The following is a 23914-nucleotide window of genomic DNA, read 5'->3' as shown; positions in this document are numbered from 1 at the left end:
TTATTGGGCGCGCGCTTCGGTTATCCACGGCTCGAAGCGCTTGCCGAAGGTCACGTCCACGCTGACCTTGTTGCGCTCTTCAGCCGTCCGGTCGTACGGATTCCAGGCACTGAACACCGTACGCCAGCGACTCGGCACGCTGACTTCAGCCAGCTCGAAATACAGGGTGTAGTCGTCTGGCGTCGGCACACCGGCACTCCATTTGAAGCCTGCGCGCACGCTGGCGCGGGCCAGGCTGTAGCGACTGCGGTCCGGATAACGCTGGCGCAAGCTGTCGGCGTCCAGGCCGGCGTCGACCACATACAGCCGCGTGTTGTTGGCCTTGAAGCGACTCAGTTGGTATTCCGCGTTGTCCAGCGCCTGTTTTGCCTCCGGGCTGTCGGGCGCAGCGGCAAACTGGATCTGCGCCTGTTTCAGCTCGGCTTCGGCGGCTGTCAGTTCGGTCTGGTATTGCTCGCCGTTCAGCTCCAGCACCACTAGCGCCTCGCGCTCCCAACGGTCGCGCCTGTACGTTTCGCCGTGCTCGCCGATTTCAAAACCCAGCTCGCGCAGTTTGTCGCGGTTTACCCAGCCGTCCGCCAGGCGTGCATCCAGCTCCAGCATCTGGCCAGCGGCGTCGTTGTTGTTCATCACGCTGTTGTAGGCCACCGACAACTCACGTTCCGACAAGCGCAACACACTGTCCGGCTCGCCACTGCGGTTGTAATACACGCCGCCAAGGGCCACGGCATTGCTCAGCAGAATCAGCCCGGCGCCGAGCCAGAAGGTTCGTTTCAACGGGCTCATAGCGCACCCCCGCGCGTTTTCACGCCGTAAATTCGCAGCCGCTGCAACAGCACCAGCAGCAACACCGCAATCACGCCGATGGCGAGGAAGAACAGGTATTTGGGCAGCGTTTCCCACCACCAGTCGAACAGCTTGGTGTACAGAAACAGCACGCCAAACACCACGCTGGTGGTGCTCACCTCGCGCCAACCGGCGCGAATACCCAGCCATACGCCGAGTCCGGCGAGAACAAAGCCCAGGTATTGATACAGCGACTCCACCGCGCTGGCTTCCAGCGGCAGGTAACTGCCCTCGCCCCAGAACGACAGCACCAGCACCGGCAGAAACACGAACAGCAGCGCAAACACGCGGTACAACGCGGCAAAGCCATGGAAGCGCGCGTGATTGATCACCAGCGGCAAGCAGAACAGCACCAGCGCCGAGGGGAAGAAATTCTCTGGGCGCCGCCCCACCGACAACCAATAGCCGCCGCCGAACGCGCCGACCCGCGCAGCGATATAACCGCCCACGCAGATCAGCCCCGCGGCCAACAACAAGCGCAGGTTGCATTGATAGGCCAACAAAAACGCGAGAGCGGCCCAGGGGATCAGGGCTTTGTCTGAGGGCGTGATATTGAAAATCTGCCCGGCCAGGGACAGGTTCAGCACAAACGCCACGAAGCAGATCAGCGCCGCCAACTTGGTGTAGTAGCCGCTACGGTCGTGGCCGTGCAGCCATACCGTGAGGGCAAAGGTGCCGAGCGTGGTGCCCAGCAACATGGCCACTTGTTGGCCTTCGCTGAACACGCCCCAGAACTGGTGGAAGAGGAAAAACAAACTGGCCGCCAGCGCCAACGCACCGAACAACGAGGCGACGCGCATGCCAAGCGACAGCTGACGCGAACGCTCGTCGGCATCGATATTCAGGGTGGCGGAGAAGTGGTTCAGCAACTGCCGATGGTGGTCATCGACTCGCTGGCGCTGTTCGGCGTCGAGGGTAAGCACCTGCTCGGTTTGCAGTTGCTTGAGTTCCTGGCGGAACGCTTCGATTTGCCCGAGTCGTTGCTGTGCCTGTTCGGCGTTCATGCCTGCTCCTTGGCGAGGGAAAGTGCAGGCGATTCTGGCAGAAAGACGCTGAGGGGAATACAGGCTCTGGCAGTGAGATCGTTTGTAAAAATCGAGGCTGAAGCCTCTCCCACAGAATCAGTGAAATAGGCATCACGCTGGCGATTCGGCGCGCCGAAACCTGCTCTACAAGAGCACTAAGACTCGACCGAAAATGCAAAAGTTTCCGAGCGAAAACATATATTTACGAAACGTGATAAACCCCCTACCGCACGTCGTTTGCCGCTTGTTTGTGTAACCAAGCGCATACACGATCGGCGCGTCTTTCCTACATAGGCTCGTTCCTGCATGAAGTACTCGCGCATGTTCCTGTTGTCCCTTGGCTTGCTTGGCAGCCAGGCGTTTGCAGCCGAAGGCAATACCGAAGCCGGTATTGGCGGCGCATTGGGCGGTGTGTTGGGGTCGGTGGTGGGCGAACAGGTGGGCGGTTCCACCGGTGCCGCGATTGGTGCCGGCGTTGGCGGTGCGGCTGGCGGCGCAGTGGGCGCGCGCAAAGGCAACAAGACCGAAGCGGCCATCGGCGGTGGCTTGGGCGCTGCCGGCGGTAACGTGATCGGCAACAAGATCGGTGGCAGCACCGGCGGCATCGTCGGCGCTGGTTTGGGCGGCGCAGCAGGTGGCGCGCTGGGTAACAACTACGGCAGCGCCAGCCGGGCCGACGATGAACGTGAGAGCCACGGCAAGCGTCGTAATTATCGGCACGACAATGGCCATCACTACGGCCATAAAAAACACAAACATCGTCGTCACGACTGAACAAAAAAACCGCCCGGATGGGCGGTTTTTTTTCGAGGATTGCGGGGCGGCCCATCGCGGCTAAAGCCGCTCCCACAGTAACCGCCAACCTGTAGGAGCGGCTTTAGCCGCGATAGCCCCACCGCATTCGCAAATCTGTAGGAGCGGCTTTAGCCGCGATTCCTGCAAACGCCGAACCCAACCCCTACGAAGCTACTACCAACTCCCCCATCGCCTTGCGCAGCCCATCCGGAATACTCACCGGCCGGTTGGTTTCGCGATCGACAAACACATGCACAAAGCGCCCCGCCGCGCAGGCTTCCTGCTCGCTGGCCTTGAACACCGCCAGCTCGTATTGCACCGAACTGTTGCCCAGTTTCCCTACCCGCAAACCAATGTCGATGCGGTCGGGAAAGGCGATGGAGGCGAAGTAGTCGCACGAGGAGCTGACCACAAAACCCACCACTGGCCCGCTGTGAATATCCAGGCCGCCGACTTCGATTAGGTAGGTGTTCACCGCGCTGTCGAAGAAGCTGTAGTAGGTCACGTTGTTCACATGGCCATACACATCGTTGTCGTGCCAGCGCGTGGTAATCGGCTGGAAGTGGGCGTAGTCGCTGCGCAGGTGTTGGCGGTCGGTCATGGGCGTGCTCGCATCAAGGTAATCAGTAGGCGGCGTGGTAAATCGCCAGGGCGTCGGCTTCGGTGATTTCGCGCGGGTTATTCACCAGCAGGCGCTGTTGCAGCATGGCGTCGCTGGCCAGTTGCGCGAGCATTTCCTGCGGCACACCGGCATCGCGCAGGCGGCTTGGCAGGCCGTGGCGTTCGTTTAGCGCCGACAGCTCGGTGATGAATTGCTCAGTCAGGCTCGCGGTATCGCCGGCTTGCAGCTTGTCACCCAGCAACAGCGGCGCCAGCTCGGCGTACAGCGCGCTGGCCGCCGAGGCGTTGAAGCGCAGCACGTGCGGCAGCACCAGCGCGTTGCTCAGGCCATGAGGAATGTGGAAGTGCCCACCCAGCGGATAGGCCAGCGCATGCACGGCCGCAACCGGGGCGTTGGCAAACGCCTGACCGGCCAGCAACGCACCCAGCAGCATGGCTTGGCGGGCGCTGCGGTTCTGGCCGTTGTGCACGGCTTCATGCAGGTTGGCGGCGAGCAGGCGCAAGGCTTCGCGTGCGAGCAAATCGGAAAGCGGGTTTTTCTTCAGGGCGCTGGTGTACGACTCTATGGCATGCACCATGGCGTCGATGCCGGTGGCGGCGGTGACTGCGGGCGGCAGGCCGAGGGTGAGGTCGGCGTCCAACAGCGCCAGGTCGGGCAACAGCAGCGGCGAAACCACACCCATTTTGGTGGTTTCGCCGGTGGTGATAATGGCGATCTGCGTCACTTCAGAACCGGTGCCGGCGGTGGTCGGCACCTGAATCAACGGCAAGCGCTGACCGCGTGCGTTGCCCACGCCGTAGATATCTTTCAACGACTGACTGCACGCCGGGTGCGCCAGCAGCGCCACGAGCTTGGCAACGTCCATGGAGCTGCCGCCACCAAAACCGATGATCAGTTCTGCGCCCAATTCACGGGCTTGCTGAACGGCTTGCAGCACGATGGCTTCGGGTGGGTCGGCGACCACTTGGTCGAACACCGCCACGCTCAGGCCTTCGTCGGCAAAACCCGGCAATACGTCGTTGAGCAAACCGAACTTGGTGATGCCCGGGTCAGTTACGACCAGCACCGAGTGGGCGCCGCGCTCGCGGCACAAGGCGGCCAAGCGGCGTGCCGAGCCGGATTCGCAGATGATCTGCGCGGTGGTGGCGAAACTGAAAGGATGCATGGCGTTCTCCTTAGGTGAATGGCGCGCTCACGGTTGAGCGGCAGCTGTCGGTGTGGCGCCGCCAGGCGATACGGACGGCTGGCGGGCAAAGAAATTCCAGATGGCCTCGGGGCCGTTAAAGCCCTCGGTGTTGCGGCCCAGCAAGCGTGGGGCGCGGTACATGGGCTGCGGCACCAAATGCCCGCCGCCGGCCAGCGCGTAAAGCGCCACTTCGTGTTTACCCGGTGCTTGCCATTGCTGCAAACGCACCGCCTCGCTCGGGTGTTGTTCTTGCGTGGCCTTCGCAGGGTAACCGTTCAAGCCGGCGAAGTAGGCGGCGGTGTCGCCCGCCGACCGCACCGTGCCTCGGTTGCCCAGCCCAAACAGGGTGACCTTGCCGCCGTTAAACGGGTTGATTGGGTCGTCTGTGCCGTTGACTACCAGCACCGATGCCGGCTGCCCGCTGGTTTCGCACGCCAGGTTGTCGCCCGTCGGCAAGTTCGCCGCCACTGCCGCCACGCCCGCAAGCAGATTCGGCTGCTCCAGGGCAAAGCGGAAACCCAGGTGCCCGCCGCTGGAGTAACCGGTGAGAAATGCCCGCGAGCGGTCGATCTGGTGTTGCTGGGCGAAGCGTTGAATCAGCGCGGCGATAAAGCCTTTGTCGTCGATGTTCTGCTGACGCGCGGCGTAGTCGGCGACCAGGCGGCAGTCGTTCCAGTTTTTCTCGAACCCTTGCGGATAAACCACCACGAAACCGTGGGCGTCGGCCAAGCGCTCGAATTCGTAGCCGGTGTACACGCGGATGTCGTCGCTGGTCTGCAACGAGCCGTGCAGCACAAATACCAGCGGTGCGTTGGCTTTCAGGTTTTTCGGGATGTAGTAGCTGAACTGGCGGTCCAGCGCGCCGACCTGGATGTGGTCGTGTTGCACGGTGGCGCTCAGGGCCGGCGGGTTGGGCCGGGGGGCGTAGGCGAAGTAGGCGTATAGGCAGGCCAACAGGCCTAGCAGCACGATTAGTGCACGGAAGAGCTTTTTCAATCGGCACCCTCTTTTTTATTGTTATGGATGATCGACTGAAGATTCTGGATCCGACGAATCGGAATCCAGAATCTCGAGCCGTACGCTTAGAACGCGAAATGCGCCTCCGGCAACGCCATCAGGCAATCCGCGCCGCCCAGTACCATTTCGCGGTGGCTGCTCACGCGCGGCAATACGCGGCGCATGTAGAAGCGGGCGCTGTGCAGTTTGGCTTGGTAGAACTCGGCCTCGCCGGCACCGGCGTCCAATGCATCTTGGGCGCGGGCGGCGGCTTGTAGCCACAGGCCGGCCAGCAGCAGGTACGAGCTGTATTGCAGGAAGTCGACCGAGCAGGCGCCGATCTCTTGCGGGTCGCGGTTGCTGGCGGCGAGCACTTGTGCGGTCAGGTCGCGCCATTCGTGCAGGCGTTCTTGCAGCGGTTGCACCAGGTCGGCGAGCTGGCTGCGGCTGGCTTGCGCGTCGCACAGGGCGGCGAATTCGTCTTGCAGGGCGTTCAGTTCCGCACCGCCGTCGCCCATCAGTTTGCGGCGAATGAAGTCCAGCGCTTGGATGCCGTTGGTGCCTTCGTAGATTTGCGTGATGCGGCTGTCGCGCATCAGTTGCTCCATGCCCCACTCGCGGATGTAGCCGTGACCGCCGTAAATCTGCACGCCGAGGCTGGCCACTTCCTGGCCCATGTCGGTAAAGAACGATTTGACGATGGGAATCAGCAGCGCCACGCGCTTGCTGGCCACTTTGCGCTCGGCCGGATCGGGATGGCCGTGTTCCAGGTCGAGCTGGCGCGCGGTGTAGGCGGCGAGCATGCGGCTGCCTTCCACCAAGGTTTTCTGGGTAAGCAACATGCGGCGCACGTCGGGGTGCACGATGATCGGGTCGGCTGCTTTGTCCGGTGCCGCCGCGCCAGTAAGGGCGCGCGATTGCAGGCGCTCACGGGCGTAAGCCAAGGCGCCCTGGTAGGAGCGTTCGGCCACGCCGAGACCTTGCAGGCCGACCTGGAAACGGGCGTCGTTCATCATGGTGAACATGCACGCCAGGCCCTGGTTGGCCGAGCCCACCAGCCAGCCTTTGGCGCCGTCGAAGTTCATCACGCAGGTAGCGGCGCCTTTGATACCCATTTTGTGTTCGATGGCGCCGCAGCTCAGGGTGTTTTTCTCACCCGGCGCGCCGTTGGATTTGGCGATGTATTTGGGCACCAGAAACAGGCTGATGCCTTTCACACCAGCCGGTGCATCGGGCAGACGGGCAAGTACGAGGTGGACGATGTTTTCCGACATGTCCTGCTCGCCGCCGCTGATGAAAATTTTGCTGCCGGTGATCGCGTAGCTGCCATCGGCCTGCGGCTCGGCCTTGGTGCGCAGCAGCGCGAGGTCGGTGCCGGCTTGCGGTTCGGTGAGGCACATGGTGCCGGTCCAGCTGCCGTTGACCATCTTGCCCAGGTACGCACTTTTCAGTTCTTCGCTGCCGTGTTTGTACAGCGCCAGCACCGCGCCTTCGGTAAGGCCCGAGTACACGCGAAACGACAGGCTCGCGGCCATGAGCATTTCGTGGAAGCTGGCCGCGACCATTTGCGGGAAGCCTTGGCCGCCGTATTGGGTGGGGCCGGTCATGCTGGCCCAGCCGTTGTCCACGTATTGCTGGTAAGCGTCGCGGAAACCGGTGGGCGTGGTCACCGCGCCGTTAATCAGGGTGACGCCTTCTTCATCGCTGTTGCGGTTGAGCGGTGCGATCACTTCGCCGGTGTAGCGCGCCGCTTCTTCCAGCACGCCATCGACCAGTTCGCGGTCCAGGCCGTTATCGAGCAGTTCGCAGTGGGCGCCGACGTCGAACATTTCATGCAGTACAAAGCGCATGTCGCGCAGGGGGGCTTGGTAGCTCATAGCGAACCCTCTTTAACATCGGAGAAACGTTTGCCGCTGGTGGCCAGCTTTTCAATCAGCGCAGCCGGCTGCCAGTGGTTGCCAAAGTGGCTTTGCAGGGCGTGCAGGCGCGCAAGAATGTCGTCCACGCCCTGGCTGTCGGCCCAAGTCATGGGGCCGCCTTTGTCTTGCGGGAAGCCGTAGCCGTTGAGGTAGACCAGGTCGACGTCATGGCTGTTGGCGGCGATGTTTTCTTCGAGAATTTTCGCGCCTTCGTTCACCAGCGCCAGCAGGCAGCGCTCGAGGATTTCTTCTTGGCCGATGGAGCGGCGTTTAAAGCCCAGCCCTTCGGACACCTGCAGCACCAGCGCGTCCACTTCCGGGTCGTGCTCGGCCTGGCGGCTGCCTTCGGCGTAGCGGTAGTAACCCATGCGCGACTTCTGCCCGAAGCGGCCCAGTTCGCACAGGTGGTTGTCCACTTGCACGGCTGGGTCATCCTGGCCCTTGCCGGCCAAACCACGGGCGCGCCATTCCAGGTCGATGCCGACCACGTCGTACATGCGAAACGGGCCCATGGCGAAACCGAAGCCTTGCAGTGCGGCGTCCACTTGATGCGGATACGCGCCTTCCAGCAGCAACATGCGCGCCTCACGCACGTAGGTGGCGAGCATGCGGTTGCCGATAAAGCCGTCGCAGTTGCCGGCTACCACGCTGACTTTGCCGATGCGTTTGCCGAGGGCGACGGCGGCGTCGAGTACGGCCTTGGCGGTTTTCTCGCCACGCACAATTTCCAGCAATTTCATGATGTGCGCGGGGCTGAAGAAGTGCAGGCCCAGTACGTGGTCGGGGCGCTGGGTGACGGCGGCGATGGCGTCGATGTCGAGCGCCGAGGTATTGCTCGCCAGGATCGCGCCCTGCTTCACGGTTTCGTCCAGGGTGCGGAAAATTTGCTGCTTGAGTTCGAGGTTTTCGTACACCGCCTCGATCACTAGATCGGCTTCGGCCAGCGCGGCGTAATCGCCAATGGGCGTGACGCATGCCAGGCGAGCGGCGGATTGTTCCTCGGTGATGCGACCAAGCTTGACGTTGTGCGCGTTGGTGTCGGCAACCACACCCATGGCCTGTTCGAGCATCTGCGCGTTGTTGTCCAGCCACAGCACGCGAATGCCGGCGTTGGCCAGGCTCATAACAATGCCACGGCCCATGGTGCCCGCGCCGATGACGGCGGCGCGCTGAATATCGTAGGTGCTCTGGGTCATTTTGGACTCCTTATTGTTCAGGTGCGGGCAGGTAGCGGGCGCCGCTCACGCAAATACAAAACGCCCAACACCATAAGGAAAGCGCTACTATTTTTGAAATTTAGTCTTGTGATATTTGGCATTCACCCAATGAATATCTCCACCTTCGACCTCAACTTGCTGCGCGTGCTGGATGCGTTGCTGCGTGAATGCAACGTCTCCCGCGCGGCGGAACGCTTGTCCCTGAGCCAACCGGCGGTGAGTAATGCGCTGAATCGTCTGCGCGTCCTGCTCGACGATCCGCTGCTGGTGCGCGTTGGTCGCGCCATGCAGCCAACGCCCCGGGCGCAGGCGCTGGCGGGGCCGATCCGGGCGGCGTTGCAGCAGATCGAACAAAGCCTGAGCGCCGGCGAAATTTTCGAGCCGGCGCGCAGCAAACAGCGGTTCAACATTGCCGTGACCGACTACGTTGAGCTGATTTGCATGCCGCGCCTGATCGAGCAGCTTAGTCGGCTGGCGCCGGGTATTCGTATCGAAATCCATCACCTGAGCCCGACCTTGCCCAGCGAGGCGCTGGACAAAGGCGAGCTGGACTTGGTGCTCGGCCGCTTCGAAGAAATTCCCCCGCGTTTCGCCCGCCGCCATTGGATGAGCGAAACGCTGCAATTGGCCGTGCGTACCGGGCACCCGCTCTTTGTCGATGACGCACCGCTCGACCTAGAGCGCTTCCTGGCTCTGCGCCACCTCTGGGTACACGGCGGGCAAACGCGCGGCATGGTCGACCAGTGGCTGGGCGAACAGGGCCTGAGCCGCACCATCACCTACACCACGCCCAACTACTTGCAAGCGGCGCATATCGTGGCGACGAGTGAGCTGGCGGCGGTGCTGCCCAGCCAACTGGCGCGACATTTCGCCGAGCTGCTGCCGTTAATGCTGTGGGATTTGCCGATGCCGCTGGGGCCGTTTCACCTGGAAATCGTTCATCTCGGGCAGCGTTTGCGCGACCCGGCGTTGCAGTGGTTGGTGGAGCAGATCATGCAAATCGGCAAGCCTGAGCACTAAATCGGCAACCGGAAGGGCGACGTTCGTCGGGTTCTGGCGCAGGTCATGGGTTGCGAGCAGCGTCGAGTCGACATCAACGGCTTTCCCCGGCCTTTTTCGACCGATCCGCTACAGGCCGCGAGCCGTGGGCGATCAAGCGCAGCGGCGCGCTGGCTGGATAAACGCCCGTCAGCGATACGGCGAAAAAGTTCTAGAACATCTGCTTTGGCTCCATATGCCACATCCGCCTAAAGGCACGCGCCAGCCGCACTTACACTGACGTTCCCAGGCCATGAAACCAGGGAGAACGTCATGCCCTTAGCCATCGACAGCGTGAACAACGCCTATTACACCAGCACACCGTTAGTGCGAAGTCCGTTCCAGACCACCCCAACCGATGGGGCGGCAGCCACCTCGCTGGCGGAGCGGTTGGCGGCAAACAACGAAGCCGCACTGGCCCGTCAGCAGGAACTGCAAGAGCAACGTGAGTTGCGGGCGCAGGAACAGCGGGAGCTGCAACAACAGCGTCAGGCTGAATTGCGAGATGCCCGGCAGCAGCAGATCGAAGAGCTGCAAGATCAGTTAGCGCAGGCACGTCAGGCAGCCTTTGACGCATTGCAGGACGACATCAATAACCCCTTCTCGCCCGAGAACCTGGCACGTCAGCAGTTGGAGGTGGACAACAATCCACAGTCCTTCGGGCTTGACCCCAATCAGGTCACGACGCGAGTCGCGACCCAAGCGATTTCGGTTTATCAAGAAACGCAGAATGGGCCGGATCTGCTTAATCGTGGATTGGTGGCTTAAACCCGATCGAGGCTAAAGCCTCTCCTACAGAAGCCGCGTTTTTGTGGAGAGGTTTTAGCCTCGGTGAAGGCGCGCAGAAAAACATGGACCCTTTAGCGCAGCGTCCGGTCAATGGTTGTAGACCTACCTAAAGGAGTACCAACCATGAAAAAGTGGATCTTTGCTGCCTGCTGCTTGCTGACCCTTTCCGGCTGCGCCAGCGACTACATTATCAACACCACCGACGGCCAAATGATCAATGCTCAAGGCAAGCCGGAGCTGGATGAAGAAACCGGCCTGCTGGAATACGAAGATGCCGAAGGCAATTCGCAACAGATTCCGCAGACCCAAGTGCGTCAACTGATCGAGCGTTAATGCCGATTCACTGAGCAAAAAAAACCGCCCCTGGAGGCGGTTTTTTTATGGCCGGCTGATATCGGCCGGTGCTCATCAATCTTTGCCAAGTGCGTCCTGCTTGGCGAGGAATTCTTCCTGCAACAACGCGTCGGGGTCCTCGCCTGTGTCTTCGTTGAGCTCGGTAGGCATGTGGCCGGTGGACACGGTTTTCGCGTCGAGGCGGCCCATCAAATGTTCGAGGGCGTGGCGCATTTTTTCGGCGGCGCCTTCAACGGCCAGGTCCAGCGATTCAGCTTTGTGGGTTACCGAAATGGGCTGATGGCCTTTCGGGCGAGCCTCGATCTGGCAGCGTTTGTCTTCGGAACCGGACTTGGCGCCGTTTTCATCGCTGAGGTGAATTTCCAACCGGGTGAGAAAGTCATCGTACCGTTCCAGCCGATCCGTTACCGCTGCACCTACCCACTCCTGGAGACGGGCACTGCCTTGCATATCGTTACTGTTGACTTGAACTTGCATAGCTACCTCGTTTACGACGGTTGTAGGTATTGGAGGCCAGGTATACAGGCAAGGTTCAGGCAAAGCACTGATGTATGTCGCGCGGGATGTTTCTGATGCAGGGCGTGCTCTCACAAGGGTTGCCGCGCCCATAAAAAAACCGCCCGAAGGCGGCTTTTTAAAACAGCGGTCTCTTACAACTGAGGACCAGCGTTTTTGATGGCGTCGGAAACTTCAAACTTCTTAAAGTTCTCGATGAACTGTTGCGCCAGACCTTTGGCAGCTTCGTCGTAAGCGTTGCCATCGGTCCAGGTGTTGCGCGGGTTCAACAGCTTGGTTTCAACGCCTGGTACCGATTTCGGTACGTTGAGGTTGATGATCGGCAGGTGTTCGGTTTCGGTGCCAATCAACGCGCCGCTTTGAATCGCTGCAATCACGCCACGGGTGGTGGGGATGTTGAAGCGGTTACCAACGCCGTAGCCGCCGCCAGTCCAGCCGGTGTTAACCAGGTAAACCTTGGAGCCGAAGCCACGGATGCGTTTGATCAGCAGCTCAGCGTATTCGCCAGCCGGACGCGGGAAGAACGGTGCGCCGAAGCAGGTGGAGAAGGTCGACTTGATGCCGCCGCCCGAGCCCATTTCAGTGGAGCCGACCAGTGCGGTGTAACCCGACAGGAAGTGATACGCCGCTTGCTCTTCGTTGAGGATCGACACCGGTGGCAGCACGCCAGTCAGGTCGCAGGTCAGGAAGATCACAGCGTTCGGCTCGCCGCCGAGGTTTTTCTCGGAGCGCTTGTCGACCAGCTCGATCGGGTAAGCAGCACGGCTGTTTTGAGTCAGGCTGTCGTCGGCGTAGTTCGGCAGACGGGTAACCGGGTCGAGAACAACGTTTTCCAGTACGGCGCCGAACTGAATGGCTTTCCAGATTACTGGCTCGTTCTTCTGCGACAGGTCGATGCACTTGGCGTAGCAGCCGCCTTCGATGTTGAACACACTGCCAACGCCCCAGCCGTGTTCGTCGTCACCGATCAGGTAACGGCTTTCATCGGCCGACAGGGTGGTTTTACCAGTGCCCGACAGACCGAAGAACAAGGTCACGTCGCCTTCTTCGCCGATGTTGGCGGCGCAGTGCATGGGCAGCACGTCAACGGCCGGCAGCAGGAAGTTCTGCACGGAGAACATGGCTTTCTTCATTTCGCCGGCGTAGCGCATGCCAGCGATCAGCACTTTCTTGGCGGCGAAGTTGAGGATCACGCAACCGTCGGAGTTGGTGCCGTCACGCTCAGGTACGCATTCGAAGCCTGGAACGTTGAGCACTTGCCACTCGGTTTTGCTGCTCGGGTTGTAGGCGGCCGGTTCAATGAACAGGCAGCGGCCGAACAGGTTGTGCCAGGCGGTGGTGGTGGTCATTTTCACCGGCAGGTAGTGGGCTGGATCAGCGCCTACATGCACGTGCGAGACAAAACGGTCGGTCGCGCCGGCGAACGCTTCAACGCGCTCCCACAGGGCGTCGAACTTGTCAGCAGGGAACTTGCGGTTGATCGGGCCCCAGGCAATAGCCGAAGAAGTGCTGGGTTCGTCAACGATGAAACGGTCGACCGGCGAGCGGCCAGTGCGGTGGCCAGTACGAACAACCAGCGAGCCGTTGGCGGCAAGTTCGCCTTCGCCACGACGGATGGCTTCTTCAACCAGTTGTGCGGCGGAAATGTCGGTATAAACGGCGTTATTGGCTTGCGTCATATGGGGTCCCCGTCGGCCTGAAGCCGAGCCTCCAAACGTTTTGTAGTAACGATCAAAAAACTACTACATCTAAAAAAGTGGCCGGATTATGCCAGAAAGCACAATTCAGGTGCAGCCTCTATCACTTCACTGGGCGTTAAACGCCCTGCATTATCAGTGCCGAGTATCGGAGGGGGATTTCACCCCGCCACCGGCGAACAGCTGCGCGACATCTGCCGCATCGAACGCATAGCGCTCGTTGCAGAACTGGCAGTCGATGACGATGCTGCCGCCACTTTCCACCAGCAGTGCTTCGGCATCCGCCTCGCCCAGACTGACCAGTGCGTTGGCTGAGCGGTCCCGCGAGCAGCTGCATTTGAATTGCAGCGGTTGCGGGTCGAACAGGCGCAGGGTTTCCTCGTGGTAGAGACGGTGCAGCAAGGTCGGGTTGTCCAACCCCAGCTGCTCCTCGGCACTCAAGGTATCGGCCAGCACGGTGACGTGCTGCCAGCTGGCGGCGCGGTCTTCCGGATCGGTGAGGCGTTCGGCCGGCAGTTGCTGCAAAAGCAGGCCCCGGGCACGACGTCCATCAGCGTTGAGCCAGAAGCGTGTCGGCAGTTGCTCAGATGTCGCGAAGTAGTCAGACAGGCATTCCGACAAATTGATTCCGTCGAGACCAACAATCCCTTGATAACGCTGCCCTTTGCTGGGATCGACGATAAGCGTGAGCACGCCTTCGGGCATCAGCTCACGCAGGCCGGCGTCGGGAGTGATCTGCTCTTCGTGGTAACGGGCGATGCCGCGCAGCTCGCGGTTGCTCGAACATTCCACCATCAGCAACGGCACGGCGCCGGAGCTGCGCGCCTGCAATACCAGCAAGCCATCGAACTTCATGGTGCCGACCAGCAGCGCGGCCGCGGCCAGCAGCTCGCCGAGCAATTGCGCCACCGGTTCCGGGTAGGGGTGTTTGGCCAGCACGTGGGCGTAGCTTTCACCGAGGGACACCAGTTCGCCGCGCACATCGCTGTCATCGAACATAAAGCGTTGGGAAAAATCAGACATAGCGGATTCGCAACCTTTGCCAGGGCCGGCGATTTTATGCGCAAAGCCCAACGGCGACCAAGCGCGTCTTCTCTATCAGGGGTGCGGGTCGCGTCTATGACTGACAGGCGCCGATTGGCGGTAGGCTACAGGCCGCGATCACCCCGGAACTGGAATAGCTGACGGCGCTGTTTCTTGCTCGGCCGGCCATCGGTTTCCACGCCGATGTTGCCGGCTTTGCGCTGCGCGGCGGCTTCTTCGCGACGGGCGATGCTCTCGGCCGTCTCGCTGTATAAAAGCTGCGCTTCGGGTGCACCACGGCGCACGGCCGACAATGCCTGCACCACCACCGTGCGCTCGTCGAAGCCGATGCGGATTTGTATTTCATCGCCAACCTTCGGCTCCTTGCCGGGCTTGCAGCGCTCGCCCCGGCAATGCACTTTGCCGCCTTCTATTGCTTCTTTGGCTTGCGCGCGGGTTTTGAAAAAGCGCGCGGCCCACAGCCATTTGTCCAGGCGTACTTTGTTGTCGTCGTCGCTGTCTTTCATGAATCGCCTTATGGTTTCGTGACGCTCTTACGGTAACCCGCATCGGCAGATGCGGTTGTCATACTGCCCGGCTAGAATCCGATCACCTCTTGGGGAATGCCGCCTTTGAAGACGTTCGACCAACTCACGGTAATCGGCCTGCGGGAATGGATTGCCCTGCCCGATCTTGGCGTGGCCGGCTTGCGCGCCAAGGTCGACACCGGCGCCAGCACCTCCAGCCTGCACGCCACCGACATTCTGCCATTTGAACGCGATGGCCAGCCCTGGGTTCGGTTTACCGCGCACCTGGGCACCTTGGTGCAGCTGCGTCACCGACGCTGCGAAGCGCCGCTTGTAGCAGTTAAAACCATTAAGAGCTCCAACGGTCAGACCCAAAGCCGCTACGTGATCCGCACCAGCCTGGCACTGGGCGATCGGGTGTGGCAGGTGGAATTCACCCTGGCCTGTCGCAAGGCCATGCGCTATCGCTTGCTACTCGGTTCCAAAGCGCTGATTGACGGCCAACTGGTGGTCAATCCGGGCCTAAGTTACATCCAAGACAAACCGGCGTTCCCGGCCTCCTCTACTTCCACAGGTGCTGCATGAAGATCGCTGTGCTGTCGCGTAACCCGCGTCTGTATTCCACCCGACGCCTGGTTGAAGCCGGAGAGGCGCGCGGTCATGAAATGGTGGTGATCGACACCCTGCGCGCCTATATGAACATCGCCAGCCACAAGCCGCAGATTCACTACCGCGGCAAACCGCTGGAAGGCTTCGATGCGGTGATCCCGCGCATCGGCGCCTCGGTCACCTTTTATGGCTGCGCGGTGCTGCGCCAGTTTGAAATGATGGGCGTGTTCCCGCTTAACGAGTCGGTGGCCATCGCCCGCTCGCGGGACAAACTGCGCTCGCTGCAACTGCTTTCCCGTCGAGGCATCGGCCTGCCGGTGACCGGTTTTGCCCACTCCCCCGATGACATTCCCGACCTGATCCGCATGGTCAATGGCGCGCCGTTGGTGATCAAAGTGCTCGAAGGCACACAAGGCATCGGCGTGGTGCTGTGTGAAACCGAAAAGGCGGCGGAGTCGGTGATCGAGGCCTTTATGGGCCTGAAGCAAAACATCATGGTGCAGGAATATATAAAGGAAGCCGGCGGCGCCGATATTCGCTGCTTTGTGGTTGGCGACAAAGTGATCGCCTCCATGAAGCGTCAGGCCAAGCCCGGCGAATTCCGCTCCAACCTGCACCGTGGCGGCACGGCCAGCCTGATCAAAATCACCCCGGAAGAACGCATGACCGCCATCCGCGCCGCCAAGGTGATGGGCCTTAGCGTGGCAGGCGTGGACATCCTGCGCTCCAACCACGGCCCGCTGGTGATGGAAGTGAATTCCTCACCCGGGCTCGAAGGCATTGAAGTGACCACCGGCAAAGACGTCGGCAGCATCATCATTCAACACCTCGAAAACGGCGGCCCGAACATGGTGCGCACCAAAGGCAAAGGCTAACGCGACATAACCTTTTTTGTGGGAGCGGCTTTAGCCGCGATGCTCTTGAAGCAAAGCATCGTGGCTGATCGAAACGCCGCCCAGCCGTTCCTACAAAACCGCACGTTCCTTAAAACACATACGGCACAAACATCTTCGTGCGCTGCATGTACTCGCGATACGCCTGCCCAAAAAACTCGGTGCATTCGGCTTCATCGCGCCGGGCCGCCAGGTACAAAAACACACTCGCGCCCAGCGCCAGCAGCACGGTGAGCACCGTCACCTGTTTAAAGCAGATGCCCCACGCCAGCAGCAACAGCGAGCAAAACAGCGGATGGCGGATCAGCGCATAAATGCCGCCGGTGACCAACTGCGACGTGCGTTCGAAGGTGAACAGCTCTTCATCGGTGCGTTTTTCTGTACTCGGGCGGCCATCGCGGCGCAGCTGATATACGCCGAGCCCGAGCGTCCACAGCGACAAAAACAGCAGTACCCAAGACACATCCTGGTTCCAGGAAAATCGGTCGACAAACCACACCGGCGCATTCAGCACCAGCAGCGCCAGCATCAGTTCCCAAGCCCAGAAACGGTAAAAACCGTGTGACTGCGGATGGCGCATAGAGCGCCACGAAATGCCCACCAGCACGCCCGACCCCAGGGCGAACGCCAGCCATTGTTGCCACATATCCCTCTCCTTTTATCGTGCCCCGGCGCCACGCTTATCGCAGGCGCTGCGCCGCTTGCAGGCCCTCTGTTACACTGCCGGCCCACCAAATTTCGACTCCGGCAGGCAATGGATCGCACCGCACTGCACACGCTGCTGCCCCACCAGGGCAACGCCCTCTGGCTGGATTGCCTGCTCGCCCATGACGCTCAACGCATCCAGGGTTTGAGCGCATGGAAGTACCTGGCCGCGTTCGGTGCCGATGCTTCACCGTGCTTGTTATTCGAAGCCGCCGCCCAATTGTGCGGCGCGCATGGTGCCTTATACGGCGACGACAGTGCCATCGAAATGGCCTTGGTCGGCAAGCTCTCACAGCTGCACCTGCACCATGAACCGAGTGCTCGCGACGGCCAGTTGTTAGTCGAAGCCACCCAGGAAGCACTCAGCCCGGCCGGCGCCTTGTATGGCTTCAGCATTCACGCGGGCGACCACCTGCTGCTGGACGGCAAACTGCTGCTGGTGCTCGTCCGTGCTTGAACTGCGCTCCCTCAGTTATAGCTACCCCGGCGCCACCCGCGCGGCCTTGTCCGGCATCGACCTGCAACTGCAAGCGGGCCAATGCCTGGGCCTGCTGGGCAGCAACGGCGCCGGCAAAACCACCCTGCTCTCACTGCTCAGCAATGTGCTGGCCACGCAGCAAGGGGAAATCGTTTGGGAAGGCCCGCGCAGCCTGGCGCTGGTGCCGCAGCAGTTGGCGTTTTATGCGGGCCTGAAGGTCGGTGAAAACCTCCATCTGTTTGCCGACCTGTACCGCCTGCGCGGCAGTGAGCGTCGTGAGCGATTGGCGATGTGCGTGGAATGCACCGGCCTGGCCGACAAGCTCAATCGCCGCGCCGATAGCCTTTCCGGCGGCGAACAACGACGGTTGAATTTCGCCATCGGTTTGCTGCAACCGGCCCAGGTGTACCTGTTCGACGAAGCCACGGTTGGAGTCGATGCCCAGAGCCGGCAACTACTCTTGGCCGCCGTGGAGCAACTGACCGCCAGCGGCAAAGCGGTGATCTACACCAGCCATTACTTGGAAGAAGTCGAGCGCGTGGCGCAGCGTATTGTGCTGCTGCACGAAGGCCAGGTGCGCCTGGACCTCGACACCTCCACGCTGCTCGGCGCCGACCACGGCCTGCTGGTGGAGTGGCCGCAGCACGTTCCCGAAGGCTTCGAAGCACTGCTGATCGCGCTGCACCTGCGCGCTGAAATGCTGCCCCATGGCGTGCGCATCGCGGCGTTGAATGCCGAGCAGTTTGCCGCCATCAGTCAGTTCGTCAGCGGCCAAATTCCGCTGCCCACTGTGATGCGTTTCGGTCGTCCCTCGCTGGAGCAGCTGTACCTGCGGTTGAACGGGGGCCAGCTATGAGACTGCTCGCGCTGATTCGTAAAGAGGCGTTGCTGCTGGCACGCGACCCTCACGCCCTGGCCGTGCTGTTCATCATGCCGGCGCTGTTTCTGCTGCTGATGGCCGGCGCGATGTCGAGCTATATGCAAGACCGCCTGCCGCCCTTACAGCTGAGCCTGGACGCCCCGCAAGCCAGCGAGGCCAGCGCCTTCTTTCGCACCGCTTTGCAGGCGCAATTGCCGGATAGCCAGATCGGCTCCGGCCGGGCAACGGGCGTCGCGACCGTGCGGTTGGCCGACGATTTTTCCGAAACGCTGCTGACTGCGCCGCACCAGGGTCCGAGCCTTAGTTTCCCAGCGCAGTTTGATCGCTTGTCGCGCCAGCGTTTGCACAGCGCCGTGAGCATCGCGCTGGCGCAAACCCGGCTGCTCGCCTACCTGCAAGACAGCGGCGCCATCGACCCGCAACTGAGCGCCGCCGAACGCCTGGCGCTGGTGCAGCAGCGCACGCAAAGCCAGATCGACGAGCAGCAGCAGTTAGCCAACGGCGACCTCAGTGCCCAGGCCAACGCCACGCAAATGAGCGTGCCGGCGTGGCTGATTTTCGGCATGTTCTTCGTCGTGCTGCCGATGGCCGGTGGCTTTCAGCGCGAACAACAAAGCGGCACGCTGCTGCGCTTGCGCTGTCTAGGGTTAAGCCTGAGCACGTTGGTGCTGAGCAAAGTGCTGCCATATATGGCGCTGAACCTGCTGCAATTCGCCGCGCTGCTGGCGTTGGGCGTGTACGGCTTGCCACTGCTGGGCCTGGAGCCGCTGAGTTTGCCGGGCAACGGCGTGGCGTACGGCGTGCTCGCGCTTAGCATTGCGCTGACCACCAGTTGCCTCGGCCTGTTGCTGGCGGCGTTGGCCCGCAGTGCTGAACAAGCGCTGTTGCTGGGCGGCGGTATGAATATTTTGTTAGCGGCCATCGGCGGCATCATGGTGCCCAAAAGCGTGATGCCGGCGGCCATGGCCCAGGTGGCCAACGTTTCACCCATGAGCTGGGCGCTGGACGCCTTTCTCACGTTGCTGGTGGGCCATGGCTCACTGGCCGACATCGCGCCTTACTGCCTTCGCCTGCTGCTGCTTGCCGCAGTGCTGGGAACGGTGGGGCTGTATCTGTTCAAGCAGCGAGTGCAGCACACGCAATGGACCACACACTACTAGAACAACAGCTCAAGCAATTGCTGATCCGTGAATGCGACAAGGAAGACGATATCGACTGGCAAAGCATTGCCGACGATGAGCCGCTGTTCGGCCCCAAAAGCCGCATTCAAATGGACAGCCTTGATGCGCTGCAAGTGTCGCTTGCCCTGCAACAGCACTACGGCGTGCGCATTGAAGGGGCGAAAGACGGCCGGCGCATTCTCAACACCATCGCCACCATCGCCGCCTATATCAGGCAAGCGCAGTGACGCCGGTTTACCTGCAACGCGGCGCCCTGCAATGCGCGCTCGGCGACACCTTGGCCAGTGCCAGCCTGGCCCTGAGCCAAGGCGTGCACCCGCAAGGCCAGCCGTTTTTGCTGCATGAGTTGCAGCAACCGCGCACCTACCTGCACGTAGCCGGCAACGCCGAAGATTTCGACGCGCGCATGGATCGGTTGCTGAGCGAAACCCTCGGCTACGGCCATAGCGCGCTGGACGATTGCTTGCTGATCGTCGCCAGCACCAGCCTCGACATCACCGAACTGGAAGCGCAGGCCCGCGCCCAAGGCCACTTCCTGCCAGACAACTCCACCTCGCTCGACCGCGTCGCCGAGCAGCTGCGCGAGCGCTGGGGTTTTGCCGACGCCTTCACCCTCAACACCGCCTGCACCAGCGCGGCCAATGGCCTGCTGTACGGTGCTCGCTTGTTGTCAGGCGGGCAATTTTCCCGCGCCGTCGTCATCGCCTTTGAAACCCCAAGCGCGTTGGCCATGCAAGGCTTCGGCGCCCTCGACTTGCTCAGTCCCAGCGGCGACTACCGCCCGTTCCACCCGCAACGCGACGGCCTGGTGCTCGGCGAAACCTACGCCGCCGCCCTGCTCGCGTTGCAGCCTGGCGACGCACCGCTGGCTCGTCTGCTCGGCGGCTTCAGCGCGTGCGACACCACCAGCCTGACCACCACTCGCGAAGACGGCAGCCATATCGACTGGGTAATGCAGCAGGCCTTGCGCAGCGCCGACCGCAGCGCAAGCGAGGTGGCCCTGGTGAAACTGCACGGCACCGCCACCCAAGCCAACGACCACGCCGAAGGCAACGGCATGCTCAGCCTGTATGGCGAACACATGCCGGCGCTGTGCGTGCTCAAGCCGTGGCTCGGCCACACCCTCGGCGCCTGCGGCGTGAGCGAAACCCTGCTGCTGATGCACGCTTTGCAACACGCGGCATTGCCCGGTCTGGACTACGCCGACGCGGCGAGCCTGCCCCTGAGCGGCGAGCCGATTGCTTTGGCGGAAGACGCCATTGTGCTGGCCAATTTCTTTGGCTTCGGCGGCAACAACGCCACCCTTGTTATGCAGTGCTGCGCCGCTGGAGAACCGCAATGAACGTAATTGCAGCCAGTGAAATTCGCGGCTCGTCGGGCGTCACTGACAAAGACCTGAAAGCCGCGCTAAGCCAATGGCTAAGCACCCCACCACGCCGCATCGACCGCCTGATCTTCCAGGCCCTGCTCGCCGCCGCCGCGATCAAGCAACACGTGCGCCGCGATTGCGGCTTGTACCTGGCCTCCCGGCACCCGGCACGCCCAACCATGATCGCGTTGCTGGAAGCGGTCTGCGCCCATCACAAACAACCCAAACCCTTCGAGTTCGTTAACAGCGTGAGCAACGCGGCCGGCTTTCACGTAGCGCAGCAACTGGGGCTGGACGGACCCAACCTGTTTATTGGTGCCGGGCCGCGGGTGTGGTCACAACTGCTGGGGCTCGCGCGCACCGATCTGGCCGATGGCGTGGTTAGCCAGGCGCTGTTGATTGTGGTGGATGAGCAGGAGGGGTTTTGTGTGCAAGGTGTGTTGGTGGAAGGGGATGGCGTGGCTGCTGGCGGGTTTGATGAGCTGGTGCGTGGGGTTGCGGTGGAGCGGCTGGATTTGAACGTAACGCTTTAAACCGCTGCCCTCTCCCCAACCCTCTCCCGCAGGCGGGAGAGGGAGCTGATCGAAGTTCGCCGGGAGACGTCACCCCTCGCCCGCGCGCGGGAGAGGGGCCGGGGGAGAGGGCCAGGGCAGACGCCTATTTACGCTTGGCCCACGCCCCCAACTCTTTCATCAACCCCCTTTCCTGCACCGCAATCGCCCGCAACGAATCCGCAATCGGCGCAAAATTCGGTGCCTCGGTTTTACTCCGGCACGCACGCACGCACGCCGAGGCAAATTGCCGCCAGTTGTCGCCAATGGCGGTCAGTTGCACCGACGCTTCCTGCAAGCTGGCATCGCCCAGCTTCTCCCCCGCTTCCTGCAAAAAGCTCGCGTACATAAAGCGAAAACCGGCGCCGCCGGTGCCGATTTCTTCTTGCATGCGCACGATGTGGGTGAGGTACAGGCGGTTGTATTTCACCTGGCTCGGGTCGAGCTGTTCGACTTTGCTGGCCAGATGCTGAATGCCGCGCACGCCGATCCAGGGCAGCGGCATGCCGTCAAGAATGCGCGTGGTCGACAGTACGCTCTGGCGAATCAGGCGGTTCCAGTCTTGCTCAAGTGGCACGTCGTCGAGCCAGTACATCAGGCCTTTGGCGGCCAACGCGCCTTTGGCAAAGCGGGCTTTTTGCAGGTCTTCGGCGGCGCAGCGCACCGGCTCTTCGAACACCGGGTCGCTGATCAGGTACTCGTTGCCTTCACGCCCGTAAGCCAGCAGGTTGTGGGCGTTGAAGTGAAAGCGCATCTCTGGCGGAAAGTACGGCAGCCAGAACACTGAGCTTTGCAGACCGGCCAGGCGGCCGCCGTCCAACGCAGCGTCGAGGGCCAGGCGGCCCTGTTCAGGCTTGCTGAAGGTTTGCGTGTGCAGCTTGGCGCCCAGGCGTTTGCTCAAGGTTTTGATCAGGTACTTGGGCGGCATCCGGTAGGCAATCAGCGGCATGCCGCTGAGCTTGACGATGGGCAGGTAGGCGAACGCCAGGCCCGAGGCCAAGCCAAAGGCCATCGGCTCGCTCATCGGCAGACCGGCATGGGTCAGCAGACTGGCCATTACACCGCTTTCACAGTGGGCGCTCTGGCGGTGTTGGAAGCTGCTCATACCGGATCCTTGGTGTGCTGATTGTTGGAGTGCTGACTCTTGGATTGCTGATATTGGGTCAAGTCGGCCAGCGGCAAACCGAACGCGTCGGCATAGCGGGCCAGAATGGCGGCCGACAGCCCCCGGTAAACAGCCGGACGAAAGTGCCGGCGAATACGCCATTGCCACAGCCCGGTAATTTGCGCGAGCGCCGGTTCATCCAGGCGGTAGCGGTACATCAGAAATTTCAGAGCCGACAACTCTCCACGTTGCCAGGCGGCGTGGGCGTCGGCTTCGAGACCTTCAAGCTCTTCCACGGCCAATTGCGTGGCGAAGGCTTCGGGCTCCCAGCCATCGCTCTGCAAGCCTTGGTAATGACCGTCGGCATCCACGGCGTAGACCAACTTGCTGTGCCCGCCGTAGGTAGAACTGTGGTCTTGCGGCACTTCATCAAGCTTCATGGCCAACCACCGTCAGGTGCATAAACGCACTGGAGAAACGCCCGCTTTCCGGCACGTAGCAGAGCAAGCGTTGACCGCTGTGCAGGCGGCCGCCGTTAAAGAGCTCTTCGAGCATGATAAAAATCGACGCCGCGCCGGTGTTGCCCTTGGTGGTGAGGTTGGTGAACCAACGCTCTTGGGGAATCGGCAGGTCGGCGTTGGCCAGGCCAACCGCCAGGCGGTCGCGGAAAAAGGCAGAGGAATAGTGCGGCAGGAACAGGTCGATGTCGTCGGCATGCAAGGCGCGCTTGGACATGATTCGCTGCAACGCCTGCTCGACGGTGTATTTGACGATGTTGTCGTTGAGCAGTTTGACGTTCTGCTTGATCGCCATCACCGAGCGGCGGCCACGCTCGTCGGCGTCGTAGCGGCTCCAGCCTGTAAGCTGGCCGTCTTGCATGTCGGCGCCGGCATACATGCACGCCGGCATCTGGTCGGCGAACGAGTAGATATCCAACCAATCAATGCGCAGGCTCAGGCCCTTGGCGTTGGGCTGCAGCTGCACCAGCACGGCGCCGGCGCCATCGGAAAGCATCCAGCGCAGAAAGTCTTTTTCAAAGGCGATTTCCGGGTGGTTTTCCAGCTCTTCAACCCGGCTCTCGTATTCCGCGTTGAAGTTTTTTGCCTGCATCAATACCGAGGCCACCTCCGAGCCACAGGCCACCGCGTTGCGGCTCTCGCCGCTGGCGACACTGAGCCAGGCGTATTTCAGGGCGGTCATGCCGCACAGGCAAATGCCGGCGGTGGACACCACTTCGCACGGCGGATTGCCCAGCTCGCCATGCACCATGACGGCGTGGTTGGGCATGACCTGGTCCGGTGACGAGCTGCTGGCCACCAGGCAGTCGAGCTGCTCAAGCTCAAAGCCATTACCGGCCAAGCCACGAATGGCGGCGGCGCTGACTTGGGCGTTGGTCATGCTCGGCTCGCCAGTGGCGGGGTCGATCACGTAGTGGCGTTGCTGAATGCCATTGCTGCGCAGCACCAGCTTGCGCGCGCGCGAGGGGCGCGGGCCGACCATGCCCAGGCGCGCTTCCATGGTGTCGTTGTCGACAGCGTCATGGGGCAGGTAGGCGCTGATGCGGTTGATGAATACGGGTTGAACCACGGGACG

The 23914-nt window shown here is 61.7% G+C and carries 27 protein-coding genes; 12 read left to right on the top strand and 15 right to left on the bottom strand.

Annotated elements, in window-relative coordinates:
* Positions 1-786, bottom strand: a complete 786-nt coding sequence (locus ACZZZU_RS17210) for a DUF4824 family protein (RefSeq protein WP_463551280.1) — start codon at positions 784-786, stop codon at positions 1-3.
* Positions 783-1850 carry a DUF2157 domain-containing protein gene (locus ACZZZU_RS17205; protein ID WP_463551279.1) on the bottom strand — a complete coding sequence of 356 codons (1068 nt, stop codon included), beginning with the start codon at positions 1848-1850 and terminating at the stop codon, positions 783-785. Before ACZZZU_RS17205 ends, ACZZZU_RS17210 begins: the two co-directional genes overlap by 4 nt.
* A gap of 327 nt (positions 1851-2177) precedes the next feature.
* Between ACZZZU_RS17205 and ACZZZU_RS17200 the strand changes: the two genes are divergently transcribed.
* Positions 2178-2645: a glycine zipper domain-containing protein gene (locus ACZZZU_RS17200; RefSeq protein ID WP_122453895.1), complete on the top strand. Its 468-nt coding sequence runs from the start codon at positions 2178-2180 to the stop codon at positions 2643-2645.
* A 184-nt stretch (positions 2646-2829) separates the two neighbouring features.
* Here ACZZZU_RS17200 and ACZZZU_RS17195 read toward each other — a convergent pair whose 3' ends face one another.
* The 5 genes from ACZZZU_RS17195 to ACZZZU_RS17175 all read right to left on the bottom strand — a co-directional run bounded on the left by ACZZZU_RS17195 (position 2830) and on the right by ACZZZU_RS17175 (position 8585).
* The gene (locus ACZZZU_RS17195; RefSeq protein WP_463551278.1) at positions 2830-3267 is read right to left on the bottom strand and encodes an acyl-CoA thioesterase; all 438 of its coding nucleotides are present in this window, start codon (positions 3265-3267) and stop codon (positions 2830-2832) included.
* Positions 3268-3289: 22 nt separating this feature from the next.
* Positions 3290-4453, bottom strand: coding sequence for an iron-containing alcohol dehydrogenase (locus ACZZZU_RS17190; protein WP_463551277.1), 1164 nt, complete (start codon positions 4451-4453; stop codon positions 3290-3292).
* Between the two features lie 27 nt (positions 4454-4480).
* A complete protein-coding gene (locus ACZZZU_RS17185) occupies positions 4481-5470 on the bottom strand; it encodes a CE1 family esterase (protein WP_463551276.1) in 990 nt (329 codons plus the stop codon).
* A gap of 86 nt (positions 5471-5556) precedes the next feature.
* The gene (locus ACZZZU_RS17180; RefSeq protein ID WP_122493500.1) at positions 5557-7347 is read right to left on the bottom strand and encodes an acyl-CoA dehydrogenase C-terminal domain-containing protein; all 1791 of its coding nucleotides are present in this window, start codon (positions 7345-7347) and stop codon (positions 5557-5559) included.
* A complete protein-coding gene (locus ACZZZU_RS17175; RefSeq protein ID WP_463551275.1) occupies positions 7344-8585 on the bottom strand; it encodes a 3-hydroxyacyl-CoA dehydrogenase in 1242 nt (413 codons plus the stop codon). Before ACZZZU_RS17175 ends, ACZZZU_RS17180 begins: the two co-directional genes overlap by 4 nt.
* Before the next feature lie 129 nt (positions 8586-8714).
* Between ACZZZU_RS17175 and ACZZZU_RS17170 the strand changes: the two genes are divergently transcribed.
* From ACZZZU_RS17170 to ACZZZU_RS17160, 3 genes are all read left to right on the top strand, one after another.
* The gene (locus ACZZZU_RS17170) at positions 8715-9626 is read left to right on the top strand and encodes a LysR family transcriptional regulator (protein WP_463551274.1); all 912 of its coding nucleotides are present in this window, start codon (positions 8715-8717) and stop codon (positions 9624-9626) included.
* Positions 9627-9917: 291 nt separating this feature from the next.
* Entirely contained in the window at positions 9918-10412 is a 495-nt protein-coding gene (locus ACZZZU_RS17165; RefSeq protein ID WP_463384602.1) for a hypothetical protein, read from the top strand.
* 144 nt (positions 10413-10556) lie between these two features.
* Positions 10557-10766, top strand: a complete 210-nt coding sequence (locus ACZZZU_RS17160) for a YgdI/YgdR family lipoprotein (protein WP_122453887.1) — start codon at positions 10557-10559, stop codon at positions 10764-10766.
* A gap of 75 nt (positions 10767-10841) precedes the next feature.
* Here the strand turns inward: ACZZZU_RS17160 and ACZZZU_RS17155 are convergent, their stop codons facing one another.
* The 4 genes from ACZZZU_RS17155 to ACZZZU_RS17140 all read right to left on the bottom strand — a co-directional run bounded on the left by ACZZZU_RS17155 (position 10842) and on the right by ACZZZU_RS17140 (position 14550).
* Positions 10842-11264, bottom strand: coding sequence for an HPF/RaiA family ribosome-associated protein (locus tag ACZZZU_RS17155; protein WP_463540943.1), 423 nt, complete (start codon positions 11262-11264; stop codon positions 10842-10844).
* 173 nt (positions 11265-11437) lie between these two features.
* On the bottom strand, positions 11438-12982 hold the full coding sequence (locus ACZZZU_RS17150) for a phosphoenolpyruvate carboxykinase (RefSeq protein ID WP_463384600.1): 1545 nt from the start codon (positions 12980-12982) through the stop codon (positions 11438-11440).
* Positions 12983-13135: 153 nt separating this feature from the next.
* Positions 13136-14023 (bottom strand): Hsp33 family molecular chaperone HslO, encoded by an 888-nt coding sequence (gene hslO / locus ACZZZU_RS17145; RefSeq protein ID WP_463551273.1) that lies wholly within the window; start codon positions 14021-14023, stop codon positions 13136-13138.
* 125 nt (positions 14024-14148) lie between these two features.
* The gene (locus tag ACZZZU_RS17140) at positions 14149-14550 is read right to left on the bottom strand and encodes a S4 domain-containing protein (protein WP_122493506.1); all 402 of its coding nucleotides are present in this window, start codon (positions 14548-14550) and stop codon (positions 14149-14151) included.
* 105 nt (positions 14551-14655) lie between these two features.
* Here ACZZZU_RS17140 and rimB point away from each other — a divergent pair, with 105 nt between their 5' ends.
* Positions 14656-15135, top strand: a complete 480-nt coding sequence (gene rimB, locus ACZZZU_RS17135) for a retropepsin-like aspartic endopeptidase RimB (RefSeq protein ID WP_122454126.1) — start codon at positions 14656-14658, stop codon at positions 15133-15135.
* Positions 15132-16034, top strand: coding sequence for a 30S ribosomal protein S6--L-glutamate ligase (rimK, locus tag ACZZZU_RS17130; RefSeq protein WP_122493507.1), 903 nt, complete (start codon positions 15132-15134; stop codon positions 16032-16034). Before rimB ends, rimK begins: the two co-directional genes overlap by 4 nt.
* 109 nt (positions 16035-16143) lie before the next feature.
* Here the strand turns inward: rimK and ACZZZU_RS17125 are convergent, their stop codons facing one another.
* Complete coding sequence (locus ACZZZU_RS17125; RefSeq protein ID WP_122493508.1) at positions 16144-16698, bottom strand: methyltransferase family protein; 555 nt, start codon at positions 16696-16698, stop codon at positions 16144-16146.
* A gap of 108 nt (positions 16699-16806) precedes the next feature.
* Here ACZZZU_RS17125 and ACZZZU_RS17120 point away from each other — a divergent pair, with 108 nt between their 5' ends.
* Genes ACZZZU_RS17120 through ACZZZU_RS17095 form a run of 6 tightly spaced genes read left to right on the top strand, consistent with a single transcriptional unit; the run spans position 16807 to position 21198 of the window.
* Positions 16807-17214, top strand: coding sequence for a beta-hydroxyacyl-ACP dehydratase (locus tag ACZZZU_RS17120; RefSeq protein ID WP_463384597.1), 408 nt, complete (start codon positions 16807-16809; stop codon positions 17212-17214).
* Positions 17207-18091 carry an ABC transporter ATP-binding protein gene (locus tag ACZZZU_RS17115; protein ID WP_463551272.1) on the top strand — a complete coding sequence of 295 codons (885 nt, stop codon included), beginning with the start codon at positions 17207-17209 and terminating at the stop codon, positions 18089-18091. Before ACZZZU_RS17120 ends, ACZZZU_RS17115 begins: the two co-directional genes overlap by 8 nt.
* On the top strand, positions 18088-19275 hold the full coding sequence (locus tag ACZZZU_RS17110; RefSeq protein WP_463551271.1) for an ABC transporter permease: 1188 nt from the start codon (positions 18088-18090) through the stop codon (positions 19273-19275). Before ACZZZU_RS17115 ends, ACZZZU_RS17110 begins: the two co-directional genes overlap by 4 nt.
* Positions 19257-19523 (top strand): acyl carrier protein, encoded by a 267-nt coding sequence (locus tag ACZZZU_RS17105; RefSeq protein WP_122453878.1) that lies wholly within the window; start codon positions 19257-19259, stop codon positions 19521-19523. Before ACZZZU_RS17110 ends, ACZZZU_RS17105 begins: the two co-directional genes overlap by 19 nt.
* Positions 19520-20638: a beta-ketoacyl synthase N-terminal-like domain-containing protein gene (locus tag ACZZZU_RS17100; RefSeq protein ID WP_463551270.1), complete on the top strand. Its 1119-nt coding sequence runs from the start codon at positions 19520-19522 to the stop codon at positions 20636-20638. Before ACZZZU_RS17105 ends, ACZZZU_RS17100 begins: the two co-directional genes overlap by 4 nt.
* Positions 20635-21198 carry a hypothetical protein gene (locus tag ACZZZU_RS17095; RefSeq protein ID WP_463551269.1) on the top strand — a complete coding sequence of 188 codons (564 nt, stop codon included), beginning with the start codon at positions 20635-20637 and terminating at the stop codon, positions 21196-21198. Before ACZZZU_RS17100 ends, ACZZZU_RS17095 begins: the two co-directional genes overlap by 4 nt.
* A 124-nt stretch (positions 21199-21322) precedes the next feature.
* Here the strand turns inward: ACZZZU_RS17095 and darH are convergent, their stop codons facing one another.
* Genes darH through ACZZZU_RS17080 form a run of 3 tightly spaced genes read right to left on the bottom strand, consistent with a single transcriptional unit; the run spans position 21323 to position 23908 of the window.
* Positions 21323-22321 carry a BtrH-related acyltransferase DarH gene (gene darH, locus ACZZZU_RS17090; protein ID WP_463551268.1) on the bottom strand — a complete coding sequence of 333 codons (999 nt, stop codon included), beginning with the start codon at positions 22319-22321 and terminating at the stop codon, positions 21323-21325.
* Positions 22318-22761, bottom strand: a complete 444-nt coding sequence (locus ACZZZU_RS17085; RefSeq protein ID WP_463551267.1) for a DarG family dialkylresorcinol biosynthesis protein — start codon at positions 22759-22761, stop codon at positions 22318-22320. Before ACZZZU_RS17085 ends, darH begins: the two co-directional genes overlap by 4 nt.
* Positions 22751-23908 (bottom strand): beta-ketoacyl-ACP synthase III, encoded by a 1158-nt coding sequence (locus tag ACZZZU_RS17080; RefSeq protein WP_463551266.1) that lies wholly within the window; start codon positions 23906-23908, stop codon positions 22751-22753. Before ACZZZU_RS17080 ends, ACZZZU_RS17085 begins: the two co-directional genes overlap by 11 nt.
* Positions 23909-23914: the final 6 nt, after the last annotated feature.

It is taken from the genome of Pseudomonas sp. AC136 (assembly GCF_979258585.1).
Note: the sequence above shows the minus strand (reverse complement) of the source record. Positions and strands in the feature narration are given on the sequence as shown.